The 19,521-nt window shown below is 45.7% G+C and carries 20 protein-coding genes; 15 read left to right on the top strand and 5 right to left on the bottom strand.

The features are described 5' to 3' along the window. Positions 1-6 precede the first annotated feature (6 nt). The 5 genes from ORJ01_RS08855 to ORJ01_RS08835 all read left to right on the top strand — a co-directional run bounded on the left by ORJ01_RS08855 (position 7) and on the right by ORJ01_RS08835 (position 6,119). Positions 7-2,076 carry a type IV pilus secretin PilQ gene (locus ORJ01_RS08855; RefSeq protein ID WP_226751064.1) on the top strand — a complete coding sequence of 690 codons (2,070 nt, stop codon included), beginning with the start codon at positions 7-9 and terminating at the stop codon, positions 2,074-2,076. A 172-nt stretch (positions 2,077-2,248) separates the two neighbouring features. Continuing rightward, complete coding sequence (gene aroK / locus ORJ01_RS08850) at positions 2,249-2,767, top strand: shikimate kinase AroK (protein ID WP_226751065.1); 519 nt, start codon at positions 2,249-2,251, stop codon at positions 2,765-2,767. A gap of 20 nt (positions 2,768-2,787) precedes the next feature. Continuing rightward, a complete protein-coding gene (aroB, locus tag ORJ01_RS08845) occupies positions 2,788-3,843 on the top strand; it encodes a 3-dehydroquinate synthase (protein WP_306177713.1) in 1,056 nt (351 codons plus the stop codon). Then, positions 3,843-5,258, top strand: coding sequence for an SPOR domain-containing protein (locus ORJ01_RS08840; RefSeq protein ID WP_306177711.1), 1,416 nt, complete (start codon positions 3,843-3,845; stop codon positions 5,256-5,258). Before aroB ends, ORJ01_RS08840 begins: the two co-directional genes overlap by 1 nt. Next, positions 5,259-6,119: a Dam family site-specific DNA-(adenine-N6)-methyltransferase gene (locus ORJ01_RS08835; protein ID WP_306177710.1), complete on the top strand. Its 861-nt coding sequence runs from the start codon at positions 5,259-5,261 to the stop codon at positions 6,117-6,119. It abuts the gene before it with no gap. Here ORJ01_RS08835 and ORJ01_RS08830 read toward each other — a convergent pair. The 3 genes from ORJ01_RS08830 to ORJ01_RS08820 form a co-directional block, all read right to left on the bottom strand. Continuing rightward, positions 6,090-6,284 carry a DUF2970 domain-containing protein gene (locus tag ORJ01_RS08830; protein ID WP_306177709.1) on the bottom strand — a complete coding sequence of 65 codons (195 nt, stop codon included), beginning with the start codon at positions 6,282-6,284 and terminating at the stop codon, positions 6,090-6,092. The two genes, ORJ01_RS08835 and ORJ01_RS08830, sit on opposite strands and share 30 nt — an antisense overlap. A gap of 9 nt (positions 6,285-6,293) precedes the next feature. Beyond that, positions 6,294-6,530 carry a hypothetical protein gene (locus ORJ01_RS08825; protein ID WP_306177708.1) on the bottom strand — a complete coding sequence of 79 codons (237 nt, stop codon included), beginning with the start codon at positions 6,528-6,530 and terminating at the stop codon, positions 6,294-6,296. 117 nt (positions 6,531-6,647) lie between these two features. Next, positions 6,648-7,331 carry a TorF family putative porin gene (locus ORJ01_RS08820; protein WP_306177707.1) on the bottom strand — a complete coding sequence of 228 codons (684 nt, stop codon included), beginning with the start codon at positions 7,329-7,331 and terminating at the stop codon, positions 6,648-6,650. 225 nt (positions 7,332-7,556) lie between these two features. Here ORJ01_RS08820 and rpe point away from each other — a divergent pair, with 225 nt between their 5' ends. The 9 genes from rpe to speD all read left to right on the top strand — a co-directional run bounded on the left by rpe (position 7,557) and on the right by speD (position 15,941). Then, entirely contained in the window at positions 7,557-8,231 is a 675-nt protein-coding gene (gene rpe / locus ORJ01_RS08815) for a ribulose-phosphate 3-epimerase (RefSeq protein ID WP_267867517.1), read from the top strand. Between the two features lie 80 nt (positions 8,232-8,311). Continuing rightward, entirely contained in the window at positions 8,312-9,316 is a 1,005-nt protein-coding gene (gene trpS, locus ORJ01_RS08810) for a tryptophan--tRNA ligase (protein ID WP_229586502.1), read from the top strand. 28 nt (positions 9,317-9,344) lie between these two features. Then, positions 9,345-9,932: an aminodeoxychorismate/anthranilate synthase component II gene (locus tag ORJ01_RS08805; RefSeq protein WP_226751073.1), complete on the top strand. Its 588-nt coding sequence runs from the start codon at positions 9,345-9,347 to the stop codon at positions 9,930-9,932. Between the two features lie 271 nt (positions 9,933-10,203). Then, positions 10,204-11,421, top strand: a complete 1,218-nt coding sequence (locus tag ORJ01_RS08800) for an aspartate aminotransferase family protein (protein WP_306177706.1) — start codon at positions 10,204-10,206, stop codon at positions 11,419-11,421. A 117-nt stretch (positions 11,422-11,538) separates the two neighbouring features. After that, on the top strand, positions 11,539-12,558 hold the full coding sequence (gene astA / locus ORJ01_RS08795; RefSeq protein WP_226751075.1) for an arginine N-succinyltransferase: 1,020 nt from the start codon (positions 11,539-11,541) through the stop codon (positions 12,556-12,558). A gap of 15 nt (positions 12,559-12,573) precedes the next feature. Continuing rightward, positions 12,574-14,043 carry a succinylglutamate-semialdehyde dehydrogenase gene (gene astD / locus ORJ01_RS08790; RefSeq protein ID WP_306177705.1) on the top strand — a complete coding sequence of 490 codons (1,470 nt, stop codon included), beginning with the start codon at positions 12,574-12,576 and terminating at the stop codon, positions 14,041-14,043. A gap of 135 nt (positions 14,044-14,178) precedes the next feature. Continuing rightward, a complete protein-coding gene (locus ORJ01_RS08785; protein WP_306177704.1) occupies positions 14,179-14,529 on the top strand; it encodes a DUF3802 family protein in 351 nt (116 codons plus the stop codon). A 122-nt stretch (positions 14,530-14,651) separates the two neighbouring features. Then, positions 14,652-15,062, top strand: a complete 411-nt coding sequence (locus ORJ01_RS08780; RefSeq protein ID WP_226751078.1) for an OsmC family protein — start codon at positions 14,652-14,654, stop codon at positions 15,060-15,062. Between the two features lie 72 nt (positions 15,063-15,134). Next, positions 15,135-15,941 carry an adenosylmethionine decarboxylase gene (gene speD, locus ORJ01_RS08775; protein ID WP_306177703.1) on the top strand — a complete coding sequence of 269 codons (807 nt, stop codon included), beginning with the start codon at positions 15,135-15,137 and terminating at the stop codon, positions 15,939-15,941. Between the two features lie 252 nt (positions 15,942-16,193). On the opposite strand, the gene ORJ01_RS08770 is transcribed toward speD, so the two are convergent. Further along, positions 16,194-17,075, bottom strand: coding sequence for a phosphoribulokinase (locus ORJ01_RS08770; protein ID WP_226751080.1), 882 nt, complete (start codon positions 17,073-17,075; stop codon positions 16,194-16,196). A 270-nt stretch (positions 17,076-17,345) separates the two neighbouring features. Here ORJ01_RS08770 and ORJ01_RS08765 point away from each other — a divergent pair, with 270 nt between their 5' ends. After that, entirely contained in the window at positions 17,346-17,741 is a 396-nt protein-coding gene (locus tag ORJ01_RS08765; RefSeq protein ID WP_306177702.1) for an MAPEG family protein, read from the top strand. Here the strand turns inward: ORJ01_RS08765 and ORJ01_RS08760 are convergent. Beyond that, on the bottom strand, positions 17,738-19,510 hold the full coding sequence (locus ORJ01_RS08760) for an ExeM/NucH family extracellular endonuclease (protein WP_306177701.1): 1,773 nt from the start codon (positions 19,508-19,510) through the stop codon (positions 17,738-17,740). The genes ORJ01_RS08765 and ORJ01_RS08760 overlap by 4 nt on opposite strands. Between the last annotated feature and the right edge of the window lie 11 nt (positions 19,511-19,521).

Here is a 19,521-nt window from a genome sequence, read left to right as displayed (position 1 = left end):
TGAATCATGGATAAATTAATAAAAATTAAAAATGTAGGACGCAAAGTTAGCAGACTTGGTTTGTTATCGTGGTTATTGCTTGCTTTACCTGCTAGTGCAGCGCCCTTGCTCTACGAGGTTCGTTTCAATCCATTACTTAATGGTGAAACCGAGATCGAATTCGTGTTCGATGAACCCTTACTGCAAGAGCCGGACATCAGCCTGTTAAATGAGCCATCACGTTTAAACGTGCGCTTTGCTGAAGCTGAGCTGGAACAGCGTATTGCGGATGTGGCCATTAATAATGCCGGCGTTAGCCGAGTGAAGTCTACCTTGTCTGAAGGTGGCATTAATTCTGTTATCAGCATGGATTCCTTAAAAGTCTATCGCACCAGACTTGATGGTAATGTCTATGCTGTGCATCTCGCAAATTCACCGCAAATTGTCAAAGCAGGTTCGACATCTGAGCTTAATCCAAGCTTTATTAATAAGTTGCAGGCAATTGATTTTCGTCGTGGTGATAAAGGCGAAGGCCGAATTTTAGTATTTTTAAAAGAAAATGCAGCGGCAGTTGATGTGCAAGAGCGTCTTGGCAAATTAGAAATTGAATTCTATAACACCGATATTCCCGATGAGTTACTTTATCAGCTTGATGTCGGCGATTTTGCGACAGTAGTGAAAGGTATTGAAACTTTTAAAACTAAAACCTCTACGCGTTTAGTGATTGATGCCACAGATCAGTTCACTTTTAACTATCAGCAAATCGACAATATTTTTACGGTTACTATGCAACGTGATTTGACCAGCCGGAGTATTTTAGGCGGTGGTCGTGATTATAAAGGCCGTGCTATTTCTTTGAACTTCCAAGATATTCCGGTAAGAACCGTACTACAAATTATCGCCGATTATAACGGCTTTAACTTAGTCACCAGTGATTCTGTTGTTGGTAATATTACTTTGCGCTTAGATGGTACTCCGTGGGATCAGGCCTTAGATATCGTGATGCGTGTTAAAGGTTTAGATAAGCGTATGGAAGGTAACATTCTGTTGGTGGCGCCAACTGAAGAGTTAGCCGCGCGAGAAGCGAAAGAATTAGAAGTATTACAGCGGGTTGAAGAGTTAGAGCCTTTGTATTCAGATTTCTTACAAATTAATTATGCAAAAGCCGTTGATTTAGCGCTGTTGCTGTCCAATAAAGATGCAACATTACTTTCTCCTCGCGGCAGTGTTGTCGTGGATGAACGCACCAATACCATCTTAATCAAAGATACAGCTCGTAACATTGAAAATGTCCGCAGATTAATTGAACGTTTAGATATTCCTGTACGCCAAGTTTTAATCGAATCGCGTATTGTCACGGTAAATGACAGCGTAACGGATGAGCTTGGTATTCGTTGGGGTTTTAGTGATCAACAAAGTACCAGTGGCGGTGATCGCGGTGTCTCAGGTAATGCCACCGGCGCTAATGGTATTTCAACGGGCGGTTTCCCAGCGTTAGATGATCGTTGGAATGTAAATCTGCCCGTTTCTAGTCCTGCTGGCAGTATTGCTTTTCACGTTGCGCGGTTAGCTGACGGGACTTTGTTAGATCTTGAATTATCGGCGTTAGAGCAAGAGAACAAAGGTGAAGTGATTGCCAGTCCACGCATCACAACTTCTAACCAAAAAGAAGCGAGTATTGAGCAGGGTGTTGAAATCCCTTACGTGCAAGCAGCTTCCAGTGGTGCGACAACGGTAGAATTCAAGAAAGCCGTGTTGAGCTTAACGGTGACACCGCAAATCACCCCAGACAACAAGATTATTTTAGACTTAGTCATTACCCAAAATACCCGTGGTGAGACAGTACAAACGCCTACAGGCCCAGCTACAGCTATTGATACACAGCAAATTAAAACGCAAGTGTTAGCCGACAACGGCGAAACTATTGTGTTAGGCGGTATCTACCAGCAGCAAGTGGTATCAACGGTTACTAAAGTACCGTTACTGGGTGATCTGCCTTACATGGGTGTGTTATTCCGCAACAAAAGCGAATTAAACGAGAAAAGCGAGCTGTTAATTTTCGTTACACCACGTATTTTGACTGAAGGCCAGCCTTAATTCAGGCACAAGCGATGGTCGCTGACCATCGCTTGTGCGGATGACGCTGTCAGAATTAACTTGCCAATCAAAGGGCATTCCTGACATAATTCAGCGCTTCAAATTTTCGTGGGAGCCTAGTGGTCCTTGAATTCAACTTTTCTTTGAGTTAGCTGATTTAGCAATACGACATATGGCAGAAAAACGTAATATCTTCCTTGTGGGGCCAATGGGTGCAGGTAAAAGCACAATCGGCCGCCATTTAGCAGACATGCTGCATCTTGATTTTTATGATTCTGATCAGGAAATTGAACGACGCACTGGTGCCGATATCGCCTGGGTTTTTGACCTTGAAGGCGAGGAGGGTTTTCGGGTGCGTGAGGAAAATGTCATTCAGGATCTAACTGAATTACAAGGAATAGTATTAGCGACCGGTGGTGGCTCAGTTATCAGTAAAGAAACGCGCAATAGGTTATCTGCCCGCGGTATCGTGGTCTATTTAGAAACGCCTATTGAAAAGCAAGTGGCCAGAACACAACGTGATAAAAAGCGGCCATTATTGCAAACAGAAGAAGAGCCAAAAGAAGTTTTAGAACGTCTAGCAGCTGAACGCAACCCGCTATATACGGAGATTGCTGACTTTACTGTTCGTACCGATGAACAAAGCGCCCGCAATGTAGCTAACCAGATTATTGAGCAACTGGGTTTTTAATCGTTAAAGGAGAACTGCATATGCAAGAAGTTGCTGTACAACTTGGCGAGCGCAGTTATCCCATCATCATCTCCGATACGTTTCCTGCATTACTCCCTGAGCTAGCGAAAGCGGCTCAGGTAGTGATTGTTTCAAATCCTACTGTTGCTGAACCATATCTGGCCGCTGTCAGGGCGTTATTCCAGCAACCGGTAAAACATTTCCTTTTACCAGATGGCGAAGCCCATAAAACGCTGGCATCGTTTGAGCAAGTGCTATCCTTTTTGTTAGAGCAAAAAGTGTCACGGGATGCGGTGCTTGTCGCATTAGGTGGCGGCGTAATTGGTGATATGACCGGTTTTGTTGCAGCGTGTTTCCAACGTGGTGTGCGCTTTGTACAAATTCCGACCACCTTATTGGCGCAAGTTGATTCATCCGTCGGTGGTAAAACCGCAGTTAATCATCCGTTGGGTAAGAATATGATCGGTGCGTTTAAACAGCCCGAGCAAGTGTTAATCAATACCAGTGTGCTAAGCACCTTACCTGATCGCGAATTTGCTGCAGGCATGGCAGAGGTGGTGAAATACGGTTTATTAGGCGATGCAGCTTTTATTCAGTGGTTGTTAGCTAATGCGCCGGCTATTCAACGTAAAGAGCCGCTAGTATTAGCGCAAATGATTAAACATTGCTGCAAAATGAAAGCCGATATTGTTAGTCGTGACGAAACCGAGCAAGGCGACCGTGCCTTATTAAACCTTGGTCATACTTTTGGTCACGCTATTGAAGCCTTTTTGGGCTACGGCGAATGGCTGCATGGTGAAGCGGTTGCCGTTGGTATGGTGATGGCTGCTAAACTTGCGCAGAGTCGAGGTTGGTTAAGCGATAACGACCTCACTCAAACCATCGCATTATTACAGGCTTTTAACTTACCTATTGTTGCACCTGCTCAGATGAGCATTGCAGACTTTCTGCCGTATATGAAAACAGATAAAAAAGTGAAAGAGGGCAAGATGCGTTTTATTCTGCCAACGGCGTTAGGTGCCAGTAAAGTGGTTGCGGATGTAACCGAGCACGAACTTAGCCAAGTTTTTGCCTGATGAAAGTACGCGGCCTCCAACAACAGCTGGCCAATTCTGGATATTTGCTGCCCTCGCAACGTGATGTGTTATCGCGCTTATTATTTCAATTAGCCTTTAATGATTTTTCCCGCCTCGCTATTATTGGTGCTTCAGGCAGTGGTAAATCGACATTGGCTCTCGCCTTAGCTGAATTATTTTCTGAAGCTGAAGAAATCTCGGTCAATGTTGCAATGCTTCAAGCACCGATCGCTGAGGCATTATTAGCATCGCAGCTTGGCAAACAATGGTTCGCGACCAGTGATTTAACCGAGCAAAATCTATTGCAGCGTTTGCAAAACGTTGACGCCGATACCCGTTATATTTTAATTACCGATAATCCCGAGCTATTAAGTGCTGAGCAATATGCTTGGATCTTAAGTTTACCGGTGACATTATTTGTCTTCACGACGCAAGCGGATAGTCAGATGCAGCTTAATTTGACGATCCCTGGGCTTACCTTGGCGGATTGCGAGCAGTTGTTACAGGCAGAACAATTAGAACCCTTAGCGTTAGCGGAACGCTTTGCCAACTGTCAGAATAACCTGCATAAATTAATTAGCCCAGCGCCTGCACGAACGGCTCGGGCGGCACGTAAGCCCGTGGTTAGAAGACCCAAAGCCCCCTTAATTGCAGCATGCGTAGGCGCGGCACTGATCTTATTGTTTATTCTCACTAGCTGGTTAAATTCAACACCTTCTGCAGATCAGGCAAAGCCTGCTGAAGAGATGGCCATTGTCCCCATACCGCAAGTACAATCAGCAACAACAAGCCCTGAAACGATTGCAGCAGCGAGTGATTCGGCGCTGATGGATTTACCTAATGACGCTAGGATGCCAGAGTTAGCTGAAGCTGAAGTAGAAGCCGAGCCCGAGCCCGCTATAGTCGCTATGCCCAGCAACGCTGAGAACATTAAGGCTGCAATTATTGACGAGGCCAAAACGGTCGTTGCAGAACCGACAGTAGCAACAACATTAAATAATGTGCAGCCATTACCTGCTAAGTTATTACAAGAATCAGTGCTTACCCCTGAGCCTGAAGTGAAACGCGAACAAGACACGCCGAAGGTGCATCAGCACGGCGCATTACTTGCCACGCCTGCTCAACACTTTGTTGTGCAAATCGCGGTATTATCGAGTGAAAACGCGTTAAGCCGATTTAAGCGTAACTATCCAAAATTATCGATACAAGTGTATCAACGCAGTTGGCAGGGGCGAGGTCAATGGGTCATCGTCAGCCAAAGTTTCGCCAGCAATACCGCCGCTAAACAGTATGTGCAACAATTACCCAGCGCGCTGAGCTCAGCTGGGCCTTTTATTAAAAGTGTGGGTGCTGTCCAGCAAGAGATCAAAGCTTGGCAACGATTGCAACTGGCCCAAAGTAGTCAGGATAATTAAGTGGTACAGAAAAGAAGTCGTGCCTTTTTAAAGTGGGCGGGTGGTAAATATAATTTAGTCGAGCAGTTGCAGCGGCATTTGCCCGCAGCTGATTGTTTGGTTGAGCCTTTTGTCGGTGCGGGCTCCGTTTTTTTGAACACGCATTATCCGTCTTACAAGCTAAACGATATTAATGCTGATCTGATTGAATTATATAAAATTGTTCAGCAGCAGCCAGAGCGTTATATTGCTGACGCCCGTCAACTTTTTGTGCCCAGTGCCAACGAGCGCACAAGCTATATCCGCTTTCGGCAGCAGTTTAATGAGCAACAAGATACCTATCAACGTGCTTTGTTATTTTTGTATTTGAATCGCCATGGTTACAACGGTTTATGTCGTTACAACCTGTCTGGCAATTTCAACGTGCCTTTTGGTAGTTATAAAAAGCCTTATTTCCCAGAGGCCGAGCTGTATTTCTTTGCGGAAAAAGCGCAACTCGCCGAGTTTACCTGTAGCAGTTATCAAGATGTCTTTCAGCAGTTAACTGCTGGCGCCTCTGTGTATTGTGATCCTCCTTATGTCCCTTTAAGTAAAACGGCCAGTTTCACTAGCTATGCGCGGCAAGGTTTTACTTTAGATGATCAGGCGCAGTTAGCGATTTTAGCCGAGCAAGCGCAGGCCAATGGGCATAGCGTATTGATCAGTAATCACGATACGACTTGGACTCGGAAGATTTATCAGCAAGCAGAGTTGCACACCATAAACGTTAGTCGTTCAATCAGTCAAAAGGGCAGTGCCCGGGGTAAGGTTGCAGAATTATTTGCGTTATATCTGGCCGAGCAAAAAAAGCAGTTAAGGGACGACGAAGCTAACGATCAATAATAAGACACTCACAAATAGCGCTGCCATCAGAATGCCTGTGACAATGTAAGGTACAGCGCTGTCGCTTTGAAAATCTTGTAAGCGTTGTTTTTCAGACTGCACGCCAATAAAAGCGCCGAGCACGGCTTTGATAATTTGCCAAGTACTTGCTTTGGTGTGGCTCATACTAAGAAACTAAGAAGGGTTATTGTTGCTAGGAGACATACGACTTAAAAGTTCTAGAAAATCAACAAAATGGAACTGTACAGAGCGACTATCGCCAGACAACCAACTCACCCAATTACGTTGGGTCTCTTTACAGCCAACAAGGTTGTCAGAGCATTGCGACAAACTATCTAGTTGCCAAAGTGCAAAAGCAAAAAACACACCACTGATGGCAAGCATTGATTTGCTGGTTTTAGTTAGTTTCATGTTAAATCCTGTTAACGACGCATAACTTCCTTATATTAGTGGATTACACCACCAGATACAAGCTGATTATTTATTAAGCACTGTATCGGTGGCATAGGTTAGTGATGGAAACGGGATTTAGAAACTTTTTGATACGCCAAACACGACACGGCTATCAGCTAAATATAAATCTTTAACATCGGTATCGATATAGGCTAATGATAAACCAAGACCCAATACTTCAGTGCTGACCGTGACACCGTAGTCTAGATAGCTTAATGAGCTATCGTCTGAATATTCGTTTTGACCAACATGAAAATCAACTGCCAGATTATCGGTTAACGCTAAGCTGTAACCGGCATAGACATAGTAGTAGTTACCGCTGTTGCCGTAGTAATCATCGCTGTAAGCCAAACCTAAGCTGAAGTCTTTGTAAGCAACAGAGCCGTATAATTCCCAGAAGTTAGAGCCTTCGAACTCGGTGTTTGGGTAGCCATAACGCATAATACCTACGTCTGCAGACCAACCTTCAGCAATATCACCGCTCCAACCTAACATCACGTCTAGCTCTAAAGTGCCAGTACCACCGAAATCAACGCTTGAGCCCCATACTGACAAATAGATGCCTGACTCATCACTTAAGGTTAACCCACCTTGTAAGGCTGCCGCTTCGTCCGTTTGTGAAATACCACGGAAGGCATAGTCAGAAACAAAGGTGACATCGCCACTCACTTCTACCGCGTGGCTCTGCATGCTGGCCGCGCTCATGGCTACAAATAAGGTGCTATAAGTTGCTACAGATAGTTTTTTTAATAATGTCATTGTTGTTTCCCCTCATATTGGATTCATCTAATTGTTTCCAAGATATATGCCATGTGGAAATTATCGTTAATAAACAGCATCTTAGTTTTTTTAATCGACTTGGTTTACTAAGATTTGCGACATCTTGGTGCAGCTATGCTTGTATTTTGTGCAGCACGGCTTAAGCCGTTGATGCATTCTGTTGAATAATTCAGTAAAGTCGGTGTTTTTCCAAGGAGAACACTGATGCAACCATTTTTAATCGCGCCGTCTATTCTGTCTGCTGACTTTGCTCGCCTAGGCGACGATGTAGCCAAGGTGCTCTCTGCTGGAGCGGATGTGGTGCATTTTGATGTGATGGATAACCATTATGTCCCTAACCTCACTATGGGGCCGATGGTTTGCCAAGCGTTGCGAGATTACGGTGTGACGGCCCCCATTGATGTGCATTTGATGGTTGAGCCTGTCGATAGCATGGTGCCGCAGTTTGCTAAAGCCGGCGCCAGTATTATTACTTTTCATCCCGAAGCCTCTCGGCATATCGACCGTACCTTACAGCTGATCAAAGAACACGGTTGCCAAGCTGGCTTGGTGTTTAATCCTGCAACACCGCTCAGTTATCTGGATTACGTTATGGATAAAATTGATGTGGTGTTATTGATGTCGGTTAATCCCGGTTTTGGTGGCCAGAAGTTTATTCCTGCCACGCTCGATAAGTTACAAGAAGCACGGCAACGTATTACGCAAAGTGGTCGGCCAATCCGTTTAGAGGTTGATGGTGGCGTTAATTTAGATAATATCGCTGACATTGCTCGTGCGGGTGCTGATATGTTTGTCGCTGGCTCGGCTATTTTTAACACGCCCGATTACGCGGCAACGATACAAGCGATGCGAGCCGAATTAGCAAAAGTCTGCTGTTAATGGCTTTTTTGCTGCGAGCTTAGCCGACAACAGCGTATAATAACGCGCTTACATGGTTTTAAAACAGGATATTGCAAAGAATGAGTCGTAAACCGATAGTGCTAAGTGGCGCACAACCTTCAGGACAATTGACGATTGGTAATTACCTTGGGGCATTGCGTCAATGGGATGAAATGCAAAATGATTACAATTGCTTGTATTGTATTGTCGATTTGCATGCCATTACAGTGCGTCAAGATCCTACGGCGCTGCGTAGTGCTTCCTTGGATAGTTTGGCACTTTACTTAGCTTGTGGGATCGATCCGGCTCGTTCTGCGGTCTTTATGCAGTCACATGTGCCTGAACATAGCCAATTAGCTTGGGTATTAAATTGTTATACCCAGTTTGGTGAATTAAGCCGTATGACACAGTTTAAAGATAAATCAGAGCGGCATAACAATAACGTTAATGCCGGTTTGTTTACTTACCCGGTGTTAATGGCGGCCGATATTCTGCTGTATCAAGCGAATCAAGTACCTGTAGGTCAAGATCAAAAGCAACATTTAGAATTAGCTCGTGATGTTGCCAGCCGCTTTAATGCCTTGCATGGTGATATTTTTACGGTGCCTGAGCCCTTTATCCCAGCGGTAGCCGCGCGGGTTATGAGCCTACAAGAGCCGCAAAAGAAAATGTCAAAGTCAGATGAAAACCCTTGGAATTTCGTTGGCTTATTAGAAGATCCCAAAGTGATCAGTAAAAAGTTTAAAAAAGCGATGACGGACTCTGAAGATCCACCACGCGTTTACTTTGATCAAGAGAATAAACCTGGTGTAGCAAACTTATTGAATATTCTCAGTGGTGTAACCGGTAAAACGGTAACAACCTTAACCAATGAATACGAAGGTAAGATGTACGGCCATTTAAAAACAGATGTGGCCGATGCCGTGATTGGTTTATTAGAACCGGTACAGCAGCGCTTTAAAGAAATCAGAGCGGATCAAACCTATATGCAGCAAGTTATGCGAGCTGGTGCCGCTAGTGCTCGTGAGCATGCCTGCAAAACGTTAGAGCAGGTGAATGCCGCTGTTGGTTTTGTCACGCCTTAAGTTGGTTTGGGTCTGGAGTTAATACCCTATGCTGCTGATGATCGACAACTATGATTCTTTTACTTGGAATCTGGTGCAATATTTTGCTGCCTTAGGGCAGCAAGTTGTGGTGCGCCGCAATGATGACATCAATGTCGAACAGATCCGCAGCATGGCTCCGCGTTATCTGGTGATTTCACCGGGGCCGGGTAATCCTAGTCAAGCGGGCATCAGTTTAGCCGCAATTGAGGCTTTTGCCGGTCAGATCCCTATTTTGGGGGTTTGCTTAGGACATCAGGCGATAGCACAAGTATTTGGGGCTAAAGTGGTGCGGGCGCCCCGCGTGATGCACGGTAAAAACTCGATTATTCAACATCAGCACCAGTCGGTGTTTCAGCAGTTACCCTCACCACTGAGTGTGACGCGTTATCATTCGTTGTTGGTAGAGGCCGCAAGCTTACCGGCAAATCTGCAAGTCAGTGCCACAACTATTCCGCTTAATGAAAACGAGCCGCCTGAAATTATGGGTCTGTATGACCCAGCTTTAGCACTACATAGTGTGCAATTTCATCCGGAAGCGATTCTCAGTGAGCAGGGACAGCGGATGCTGGCAAATTTTTTAGCAGTGACTATTTAAGCTTTTCATAAAAATAACGCGGTTTACCGCTAAGGCATAGGCTGCTGCATCTCGCCGAGCATTTCGCTTTCATTGAATATTCTTAAGAAGCGCTTGAATATTCATTTCCACTGCAAATCTATCTGTATCCCTTGTTTTTTCAGGTGTTGCTACAGATGTAGATGCAAGACAACGCCAGTATAATCTGTAATAATGGCGCTATCACGATGTCAATAATGACACCTATACGTGCAAGCTATTCCCTACAAATAAGCGAAAGAGGAACACGAATATGACCGCAGAGATCCAAGTAACCCGAGCTTTGTTCGATGACGTAATGGTACCCAATTATGCTCCAGCAAAATTGATACCGGTAAAAGGGCAAGGCGCTCGCGTTTGGGATCAAGAAGGTCGGGAATATATCGACTTTGCAGGTGGTATTGCGGTCAGTAGCTTAGGTCATTGTCATCCTGCGTTAGTCAATGCGTTAAAAACGCAGGCTGAAAAACTGTGGCATTTAAGTAATGTACTCACTAACGAGCCTGCGCTGCGTTTAGCGAAAAAGTTAGTCGACGCGACCTTCGCCGAAAAAGTGTATTTTTGTAACTCGGGTGCTGAAGCTAACGAAGCGGCCTTTAAATTAGTGCGTCGTTGGGCTTTAGATAATTTTGACGAGAGCAAGCAAGAAATTATCTCGTTTGGTAAGAGTTTCCATGGCCGGACATTTTTTACCGTTACGGTCGGCGGCCAAGCGTCTTACTCTGACGGTTTTGGTCCAAAACCCGGTGCCATTGTGCATGCTGAATTTAATAACTTAGACAGCGTGAAAGCGCTGATCTCGGATAAAACCTGCGCCATCGTTGTTGAGCCCATTCAAGGTGAAGGCGGCATTATTCCCGGCGATGCAGCGTTTTTAAAAGGGTTACGTGAGCTGTGTGATCAGCACAATGCCTTATTAGTTTTTGATGAAGTACAAACAGGCGTTGGTCGCACAGGCCAGTTATATGCGTACATGAACTACGGTGTCACACCCGATATCTTGACCACGGCAAAATCGCTTGGTGGCGGTTTCCCGGTGGGCGCTATGTTAACCACCACGGCGATTGCACAACATTTAAAAGTGGGTACCCATGGTAGTACTTATGGCGGTAACCCCTTAGCTTGTGCCGTTGCTGAAGCCGCAATCGACACCATCAATACCCCTGAAGTATTAGAAGGGGTATTGAAAAACGAAGCTATTTTCCGCGAGTGTTTAGCCACGATTAATGCCGAGCACAAGGTGTTTGCCGAAGTGCGTGGTAAAGGCATGTTGTTAGGTGCGGTATTAAACGAGCAATACAAAGGCCGTTCACGTGAGTTTTTCTTAGCGGCAGCTGAGCATGGTTTATTTGCTTTAGTTGCTGGCACCGATGTTGTGCGCTTTGCACCCTCTCTGGTTATTACCGAAGCTGAAATTCGTGAAGGTATGAAGCGTTTTGCATCTGCCGTGGCGCAAGTTGTCAAAGGCTAAGCGGTTTACGCGTTTTTGCTTGTCGATAATCGTTAATTCAACTGCATGCTCAGTCAAACTTGGGGCTTTTAGCCCTGAGTTGCGACCGCAGCCTGTATCAGAATGGAGTAAGCTAGCATGATGGTGATTCGCCCGATCCGAGCGAATGATTACCCCGCACTGTATCAAATGGCGGTAGAGTCAGGACATGGCTTTACCTCGTTGCCGGTTAATGAAGAGCTGCTGATGCGTAAAATCAGTCGTTCGATGGCGTCTTTTAATAAGACCGTCAGTTCGCCCGGAGACGAAGGTTATTTGTTTGTGCTGGAGGATACGTCGAGTGGCCAGGTGTGTGGTACCAGTGCGTTAGAGGCCGCCGTAGGGCTAGAAGATGCGTTCTATCATTATCATCTTGGTAAGGTCGTGCATAGCTCGAAAACCTTAGGCGTGTACAAAACGGTCGATATCTTGACGTTATGTAATGACTACACGGGCGTGAGCGAATTATGTACTTTGTTTTTGCGACCGCCGTTTCGCCAGAAGTTTAATGGCCGCTTGTTGTCTAAAATGCGCTTTTTATTTTTAGCTGAGTTTGCTGAACGTTTCTCAGATAAAATTATTGCCGAGTTACGTGGCGTATCTGATGCCCAAGGTAACTCACCATTTTGGCAATGGTTACAAGCCCACTTCTTTTCAGTTGATTTTCCAACGGCAGATTACTTAACAGGCATTGGTCAAAAAGAGTTTATTGCCGAACTGATGCCAAAATATCCAATTTATGTCAGTTTGCTGAGCAAAGCCGCACAGCAAGTGATTGGTCAGGTGCACGAACAAACCCGCCCGGCGCTCGCTTTGTTAGAGTCTGAAGGTTTTTCTTGTCGTGGTTACGTCGATATTTTTGATGCAGGCCCAACGGTAGAAGCGCGCATTTCACAGATCAGAGCCATCCGAGACAGCCAGCGTTTACAAGTGCGCATTGCTGAGGCAACGGGAAGTGGTGAGGCCTATATGATTTGTAATACGACCCTAAGCGATTTTCGAGCTTGTTGGGCAGAGTTACAACCGCAGGCCAATAGTACAGAAATTAGCATTCCCGCCGAACTCGCTAAGGCCTTGCAGGTCAATGCTGGTGAGTGGGTGCGGATCAGCAAACTATAATAATAGGAGAGACAGATGAGCCAAGCAGTGCAGTTTATTAACGGTCAATGGCAGGCAGGTGAAGGTCAAGCTTTTCACTCTATCGATCCCGCAAAAAATAAGGTTATTTGGCAAGGCCAAGCGGCCAGTGCAACGCAAGTTAAGCAAGCGATCCTTGCAGCGCGTCAAGCACAAATTGCTTGGGGAGATTTGGGTTTTGCAGAGCGTGTGGTGTTTGTTAAACAGTTCGCCGCCCAACTAAGCAGCCATAAAGAAAAATTGGCGGCCTGTATTGCTGAAGATACCGGAAAAGCGTTATGGGAAAGCCTAACCGAAGTGGGCGCCATGATCGGTAAAATAGACATTTCAGTGCGCGCCTATGAAGAACGTACCGGCACCAAAGAAAACCCGATGCCACAAGGGCGAGCGTTTTTACGTCATAAACCACATGGTGTTGTGGCGGTGTTTGGCCCGTATAACTTTCCTGGCCACTTGCCTAATGGCCACATTGTACCCGCACTTCTCGCAGGTAATACCGTGGTGTTTAAACCGTCGGAATTAACGCCAAAAGTAGCAGAATTAACCGTTAAGTTATGGCAACAAGCCGAACTTCCCGCCGGTGTGTTAAACCTAGTGCAAGGTGAAGTTGATACAGGTAAAGCCTTGGCCAGTGATGATGGCATTGATGGTTTGTTTTTTACCGGGAGTTCTCGCACCGGCCATTATTTACATCAACAGTTTGCCGGCCGACCAGAAAAAATTCTGGCACTGGAAATGGGCGGAAATAACCCCTTAATCGTGCAAGATGTGGCAAATATTGATGCTGCGGTGCACGATATTGTGCAATCGGCCTTTATTACCTCAGGCCAGCGCTGTACTTGTGCTCGTAAGTTATTTTTACCTGTAGGCGCTAATGGTGATGCGATTTTACAGCGCTTGTTAGAGGTTAGCCGCAACATTCAAGTGGGTGAATACGATGCCCAGCCGCAGCCATTTATGGGGGCCATGATCTCCGTCCAAGCAGCGAAAGGGATGTTAGCCGCGCAGCAGCAGCTGGTGGCGTTAGGCGGAGAGATCTTACTGCCGTTAAGCCAACCTTATGCCGATAAAGCCTTGGTCACGCCAGGTATTATTGAGTGTACGCACATTACTGATTTTCCAGATGAAGAGCACTTTGGCCCCTTATTAAAAGTGTTCCGCTTTAGTGATTTTGATGCCGCCATTGCTGCAGCGAATAACACTAGCTTTGGTTTGTCAGCGGGCTTGTTAAGCGACAGCCATGAACTGTATCAACACTTCTACAAGCATATTCGTGCGGGTATTGTAAACTGGAATCGGCCTATCACAGGTGCCAGTTCAGCGGCGCCATTTGGAGGTATAGGTAAAAGTGGTAATCATCGTGCTAGCGCTTATTATGCCGCCGATTATTGCGCTTATCCCGTGGCGTCGGTAGAGTTAGAACAAGTGGTGTTACCCGAACAATTGTCACCCGGCTTACAATTTTAAGTGCGTCAGTTTATCGGCGCTTCGGCGCCGATTTGTTTTTCATGACATTGTTTGCTTAAATAAAGAGAGTTGATAACACAACATTTTGGCTGTTTATCAGCAAAACTCGCCGCACTATGACGATATAGGTACAGTATGGTTATTGATAAAGTCGGTTATGAGCATCTTATTCAGTTTTTAACTGAACATTTAGATTTATTTACAACTCAAGGCTCCGCAGATGTATCGGGTAAATCGATAGGCGCTTTATTAGAAGAGCATATTGCAGAGCAAATTATCACCTTGTGCACGCAACATCAAGAACTCGAAATGAATCATCGCGCACTGATTATCCGTGAGATTGACGGTATCATGTATGATTTTCAAGAAATCCTTGCCTCGGTATTAGACAATACCGCCACGCCACAACAAGTCGAATTAATTAACGAGATCGCGCTGTTAATTAAAAATTTATTTGATAACGCCATTGCCGAATTATTTGATTAACAATTACTGATGTTACCCGTATAAACGTTATGGCTGCTCGGCAGTTCATGTGCGATTTAACTGGCGGCACACTAATCTTTTACGTAGAATATTCACCCTTGTTTTAAAGCTGAGATACGAAGATGAAAGCCAAGGTCAGTTGGGTCAATGGGTTAACCTTTTTAGGTCAATCTGAGAGTGGTCATGCCGTAGTATTCGATGCCGATCGTGACAGTAATACCGCACCGACGCCAATGGAAATGCTATTGATGTCAGCCGGCGCATGTTCATCGGTTGATGTGGTCAGTATTTTAGAAAAAGCACGTCAGCAAGTGTCTGCTTGCCGGGTTGAATTATCCGGTGTGCGCGCTGAGACCGTGCCTAAAGTCTTTACTGAGCTGCATTTACATTTTGTTGTTAGCGGTAAAGCCTTAAGCGAAAAGCACGTAGAGCGAGCCGTAAGCTTGTCTGCTGAGAAGTATTGCTCAGTGTCTATTATGTTATCGCAAAGCGTAAAAGTAACTCACTCATTTAGTGTTGAAGACGCTGAGTGAATCAATTGTCTGCACGGTCGGGCTGAAAGTTAACTACGGCGTATTTGGGCGTCGTTAGCGGAGAGCAAAGAATTGGTTAAGCCTTTTGAAAAACTGAAACTACACGGATTTAATAACCTGACTAAAAGTTTAAGTTTTAGCATTTATGATATTTGTTATGCAAAAACAGAACAGCATCGTCAAGAATATATTGAGTATATCGATGAGCAATACAACGCTGATCGCTTAACCGATATTTTGACCGAGGTGGTGGATATTATTGGCGCCAATGTTTTGAATATTGCCCGGCAAGATTATGATCCTCAAGGTGCCAGCGTAACCATTTTGGTCAGTGAAGAGCCGGTACTGGTTGATCCGGACAATACTGAAAACCCTGGGCCATTACCTGAAGCGGTGGTTGCGCATTTGGATAAGAGCCATATTTGTGTGCATACTTATCCTGAAGTACACCCGCATGGCGGTATTTGTACGTTTCGAGCTGATATTGAAGTATCAACCTGTGGCATTATCTCACCGTTAAAAGCGTTGAATTATCTGATCCACAGTTTTGAATCGGATGTGGTGACCATCGATTATCGCGTACGGGGTTTTACGCGTGATATTAGTGGCACTAAACACTACATCGACCATCCGATCACGTCGATCCAAAACTTTATGGATTACGATACCAAGAAAGCCTTCCAAATGATTGACGTTAACGTTTATCAGGAAAATCTATTCCACACCAAGATGATGCTAAAAGAAGGTGATTTAAACAATTACTTATTTGGGATGGGCACGGATTCGATGACCGCCGATGAACAAAAAGACATCAGTAGTAAGGTGTTTCGCGAAATCCGTGAAATTTTCTACGGTCGCAATTTGCCAGAAGTAAAATAACGGCAATGTCAGTCAGTACGGGCAACAGCAGAGGGGGCGCTGTTACCCGTACCGCTGAGTTACTTGGCTTTCGGTCTTACCGCAATCACTTCAATTTCCACTAACATACCTGGTTGCACTAAGCTGGCAATTTGTAACGTTGAGCGCGCAGGTAAATTAGGTTGTTTCGCGGCCTCACCAAACTAAAAAAACAAACAACAAGGGCACTGGCAGGGCAACTTGCTATGCTAAAGCCGCATTAAGCGTCAAGTTTTAGTACAAAAACTGTGAATTACGGCGCTTCTGCATCAACGCTTCAATCAGCGGCGTTAATATTAATTCCATCGCTAAGCCCATCTTGCCGCCTGGCACCACTAAGGTGTTAACCCGAGACATAAAAGAGCCATCAATCATTTTTAAATAATAGGGAAAGTCGACATGTTTGATCCCGCGAAAGCGGATGACCACGAAGCTTTCATCTAATGATGGGATATCTTTGGCGCTAAAGGGGTTAGACGTATCAACCGTAGGCACGCGTTGAAAGTTAATATGGGTGCGAGAAAACTGCGGAGTAATGTGGTTAAAATAATCTTCCATACTCCGGACAATACTGGCTTGCACCGCTTCGCGGCTGTGCCCACGTTCGGATGTATCGCGAATAATTTTCTGGATCCACTCTAAATTGACAATCGGTACCATGCCGATGAGTAAATCGACATGCTGGGCGACATTCTGTTGTTCGGTGACTGCACCACCATGCAGCCCTTCGTAAAATAACAGATCGGTATTCGCGCGTAACTCTTGCCACGGTGTAAAAGTGCCTGGCAGTTGGTTATAGGGCACCGCTTCATCGAAGGTATGTAAATAGTGGCGAATTCGTCCGGTACCGGTTTCAGCATAGCTAGCAAAGAAGCTCTCTAAAGCCGCAAAATCGTTGGCTTCTGGGCCAAAATAGCTAATATGTCGGCCTTCTTCACGTGCTTTACGTACCGCTAAATCCATTTCAGGTCGGCTAAAACGATGAAAGCAATCACCTTCAACAAAGGCTGCATCGATACCCAGTGTCCGGAAAATATGTTTAAAGGCATTGGTCGTAGTCGACGTGCCTGCACCCGATGAACCGGTAACCGCAATAATAGGATTTTTGTGCGACATAGTGTCACCCTGTAACTTAAATTAGCTTCACCTTATCGGATTTGGGCCTAGCGACGCAACTATTATCCATTCAGGTTTGTGTCGCATGACCGATTAAACGTTTGGGGTTTGTTGCGATTTAGCTAGGTAAAGGCAGCGTATGGTTCGAGTAAGCTACTGGGTTATGCTAACCGCCACAAATAACAACTGGCGCGAGATTTTACTGATCCGAAATGAGCTAAACGAGTACAAAGCCACAGTAGGTTTAATACGATATTTTTGGAGAATGCCATGGCAGATATGCTGCTAACCTTATTAATTGTTGCGGTGATGCCTTATTTAGCCAAGGCGCCTTTGGTGTGGGCAATGCAACAGGCAGGGGGCTATGACAATCATTATCCTCGGCGGCAACAAGCATTATTAAAAGACTTTGGGGAACGTTGTACTGCGGCGCATTACAACAGTTTTGAAGCCTTAGGGTTATATATTGCGGCGATAGTATTTGTGGTTGCAGCGGAGAATGTCACAAGCTCAATGCTCATCGCTGCCTGGTTGTTTGTAGTTTGTCGACTGGGCTATTTATTATGCTACTGGTTAAATTGGGCGGCCGCGCGCAGTTTAATTTGGCTTGGCTCGGTAGCGGCAGCCATCAGCTTAATGCTGATGGCGTTAGCCGAATTACCTTAAAAGCGGAAGGTAGCAATAATCGGATCGTGGTCAGAAGAGCGATAGGGTGTTGGCGCATATAATTGTTGCTGCTGCACCGCTGATTTAAAGCGTAAGCTGTAATCCAGTAACACCGGTTCATCCGCATTAATGGGCCAATGCTGAAAATGGCTCAGCTGTTGTGCCAAGGCTGGGCTAGCTAACATGTGATCTAAAGATCCGGCTCGGCCTCTGAATACAAATGAGTATGAGGCGTGCTTGTTCTCATCTAAATATTGCCAGCCTTGCTGTTCTAAATAGGTAATCGGATCTTCAAAACGATAGGCATTTAAATCACCTAGCACCACTTGGTAGGATGTGGCAATGCCAGTGGGCGTGGTCGTTAACCATTGCTGTAACGCAGTCACGGCTTCTACTCGAGCTGCATTCCAACACGCTTGACCATCAGCTTGATCTTTTTGCAGTGCATAATCACTGGCATTGGCGCGAGGGCAACTGCCTTTAGATTTTAAGTGACCAAGTGCCAAGGTGAGTTGTTGGTTTGAGGCAAGATGCCGAAAACTTTGCGCCAGCGGTGGCCGATGCAAACGGGTAAATGGCGCTGCGGTATTAACTGCGGTTTGCCCAATGGCTTCAATACGCTCTGAGCGATAAAACATACCGACTTTTATAGCATCTGAACCTGGTGCCACCGCGGTTGTAATCATGCTATACGGTGAAGCACTGCGCTCATTAACAGCGGCTAATAACGTCGCAATAGCGCTGCCCTCATCGTAGCCATTATTTTCTAGTTCTAGCAAACCAATAATATCAGCGTCTAAGGCGACGAGTGCTTCAACTAATTTGGCTTGTTGTCTGGCTAATTCAGCGGGTGAACGAGCTCCTCGGCGTGTTGGGAAAGGCTTATCTTGGCCATTGCCGGTAAAGAAATTCAGCACATTATAACTGGCAATTCGCAGTTCGTTCTGTTGCACCGGTGTCGGTACCGCAGGCCGTGGATTAGCACTGACAAACTTAGCGGGTGACGTGGGCAAAATGCGATAGCCGCGCTCGTCTTGATGTACTATACCGGCAACATCTAATACCTGATCGCCAATCCGTAAAGTGCTGCTGGCGCTTAAGCCGTTATTAGGATATGGCAGAGGGTCGGGGTTTTGTTGCCAATGGCCATCATCTAACCAGATTTCTTGGCGGTTTTGTTGCTCTGCCAGTTTTGCAGCAGCTTCGCCCGGACTGACGACTTGCGTAGGCACCATTAAACGTTCATTTGCCAGTAAAATCTCGCCATAACGACCTAAAGGATAGGTATCGGCGACTAACAGCGGTTGGCTAAATGCCACCCACATCCCTTCATAAGCTTCCCAACTTTGCTCTGCTGCCAGCGGTAAGCTCAAGGCTATAGGTTGTGTGCTGCTCTGGCCGCAGGTGTTAAGCACGGTAGCATCCACTAGGCTGGTCTGCTGTTCAATTTCAGCAACGGTGCCTTGTACCGTTAAGATCTGCCCGACTTGATAATTTGCCGCATCCTCGAGACTGAGTAAAATCCCTTCAGCGGTTTGAGGATCGTTATCAGGTTCGACACTTTGTAACATGAGCCCTGGCATAGGCCCATCGAGGTAGACGGGGGCTAATACCACACCTTGCAGCGTAACGCGCTGTCCAAGCAGTGGGCTGATTTCTGCCGTGCCTTGAACTTGTGCAATGCTATGAGTGGTTTCGCCACAAGCGGAGGGCGGTTGCTGACATGCTGCCAGACATAAACTGATAAAACCGAGTGCAATAATTCGCATAATCTATCCTA

This window comes from Alishewanella sp. SMS8 (assembly GCF_030737935.1).
Taxonomy (GTDB): domain Bacteria; phylum Pseudomonadota; class Gammaproteobacteria; order Enterobacterales; family Alteromonadaceae; genus Alishewanella; species Alishewanella maricola.
The sequence above is the reverse complement of the archived record's forward strand: the minus strand, read 5'-3'. Positions and strand labels throughout refer to the sequence as shown.

Bases quoted from the DNA above. Each gene is read 5' to 3' on its own strand.
- ORJ01_RS08855 (WP_226751064.1), top strand. From the start codon at position 7: ATGGATAAATTAATAAAAATTAAAAATGTAGGACGCAAAGTTAGCAGA.
- aroK (WP_226751065.1), top strand. From the start codon at position 2,249: ATGGCAGAAAAACGTAATATCTTCCTTGTGGGGCCAATGGGTGCAGGT.
- aroB (WP_306177713.1), top strand. From the start codon at position 2,788: ATGCAAGAAGTTGCTGTACAACTTGGCGAGCGCAGTTATCCCATCATC.
- ORJ01_RS08840 (WP_306177711.1), top strand. From the start codon at position 3,843: ATGAAAGTACGCGGCCTCCAACAACAGCTGGCCAATTCTGGATATTTG.
- ORJ01_RS08830 (WP_306177709.1), bottom strand. From the start codon at position 6,284: ATGAGCCACACCAAAGCAAGTACTTGGCAAATTATCAAAGCCGTGCTC.
- ORJ01_RS08825 (WP_306177708.1), bottom strand. From the start codon at position 6,530: ATGAAACTAACTAAAACCAGCAAATCAATGCTTGCCATCAGTGGTGTG.
- ORJ01_RS08820 (WP_306177707.1), bottom strand. From the start codon at position 7,331: ATGACATTATTAAAAAAACTATCTGTAGCAACTTATAGCACCTTATTT.
- rpe (WP_267867517.1), top strand. From the start codon at position 7,557: ATGCAACCATTTTTAATCGCGCCGTCTATTCTGTCTGCTGACTTTGCT.
- trpS (WP_229586502.1), top strand. From the start codon at position 8,312: ATGAGTCGTAAACCGATAGTGCTAAGTGGCGCACAACCTTCAGGACAA.
- ORJ01_RS08805 (WP_226751073.1), top strand. From the start codon at position 9,345: ATGCTGCTGATGATCGACAACTATGATTCTTTTACTTGGAATCTGGTG.
- ORJ01_RS08800 (WP_306177706.1), top strand. From the start codon at position 10,204: ATGACCGCAGAGATCCAAGTAACCCGAGCTTTGTTCGATGACGTAATG.
- astA (WP_226751075.1), top strand. From the start codon at position 11,539: ATGATGGTGATTCGCCCGATCCGAGCGAATGATTACCCCGCACTGTAT.
- astD (WP_306177705.1), top strand. From the start codon at position 12,574: ATGAGCCAAGCAGTGCAGTTTATTAACGGTCAATGGCAGGCAGGTGAA.
- ORJ01_RS08785 (WP_306177704.1), top strand. From the start codon at position 14,179: ATGGTTATTGATAAAGTCGGTTATGAGCATCTTATTCAGTTTTTAACT.
- ORJ01_RS08780 (WP_226751078.1), top strand. From the start codon at position 14,652: ATGAAAGCCAAGGTCAGTTGGGTCAATGGGTTAACCTTTTTAGGTCAA.
- ORJ01_RS08770 (WP_226751080.1), bottom strand. From the start codon at position 17,075: ATGTCGCACAAAAATCCTATTATTGCGGTTACCGGTTCATCGGGTGCA.
- ORJ01_RS08765 (WP_306177702.1), top strand. From the start codon at position 17,346: ATGGCAGATATGCTGCTAACCTTATTAATTGTTGCGGTGATGCCTTAT.
- ORJ01_RS08760 (WP_306177701.1), bottom strand. From the start codon at position 19,510: ATGCGAATTATTGCACTCGGTTTTATCAGTTTATGTCTGGCAGCATGT.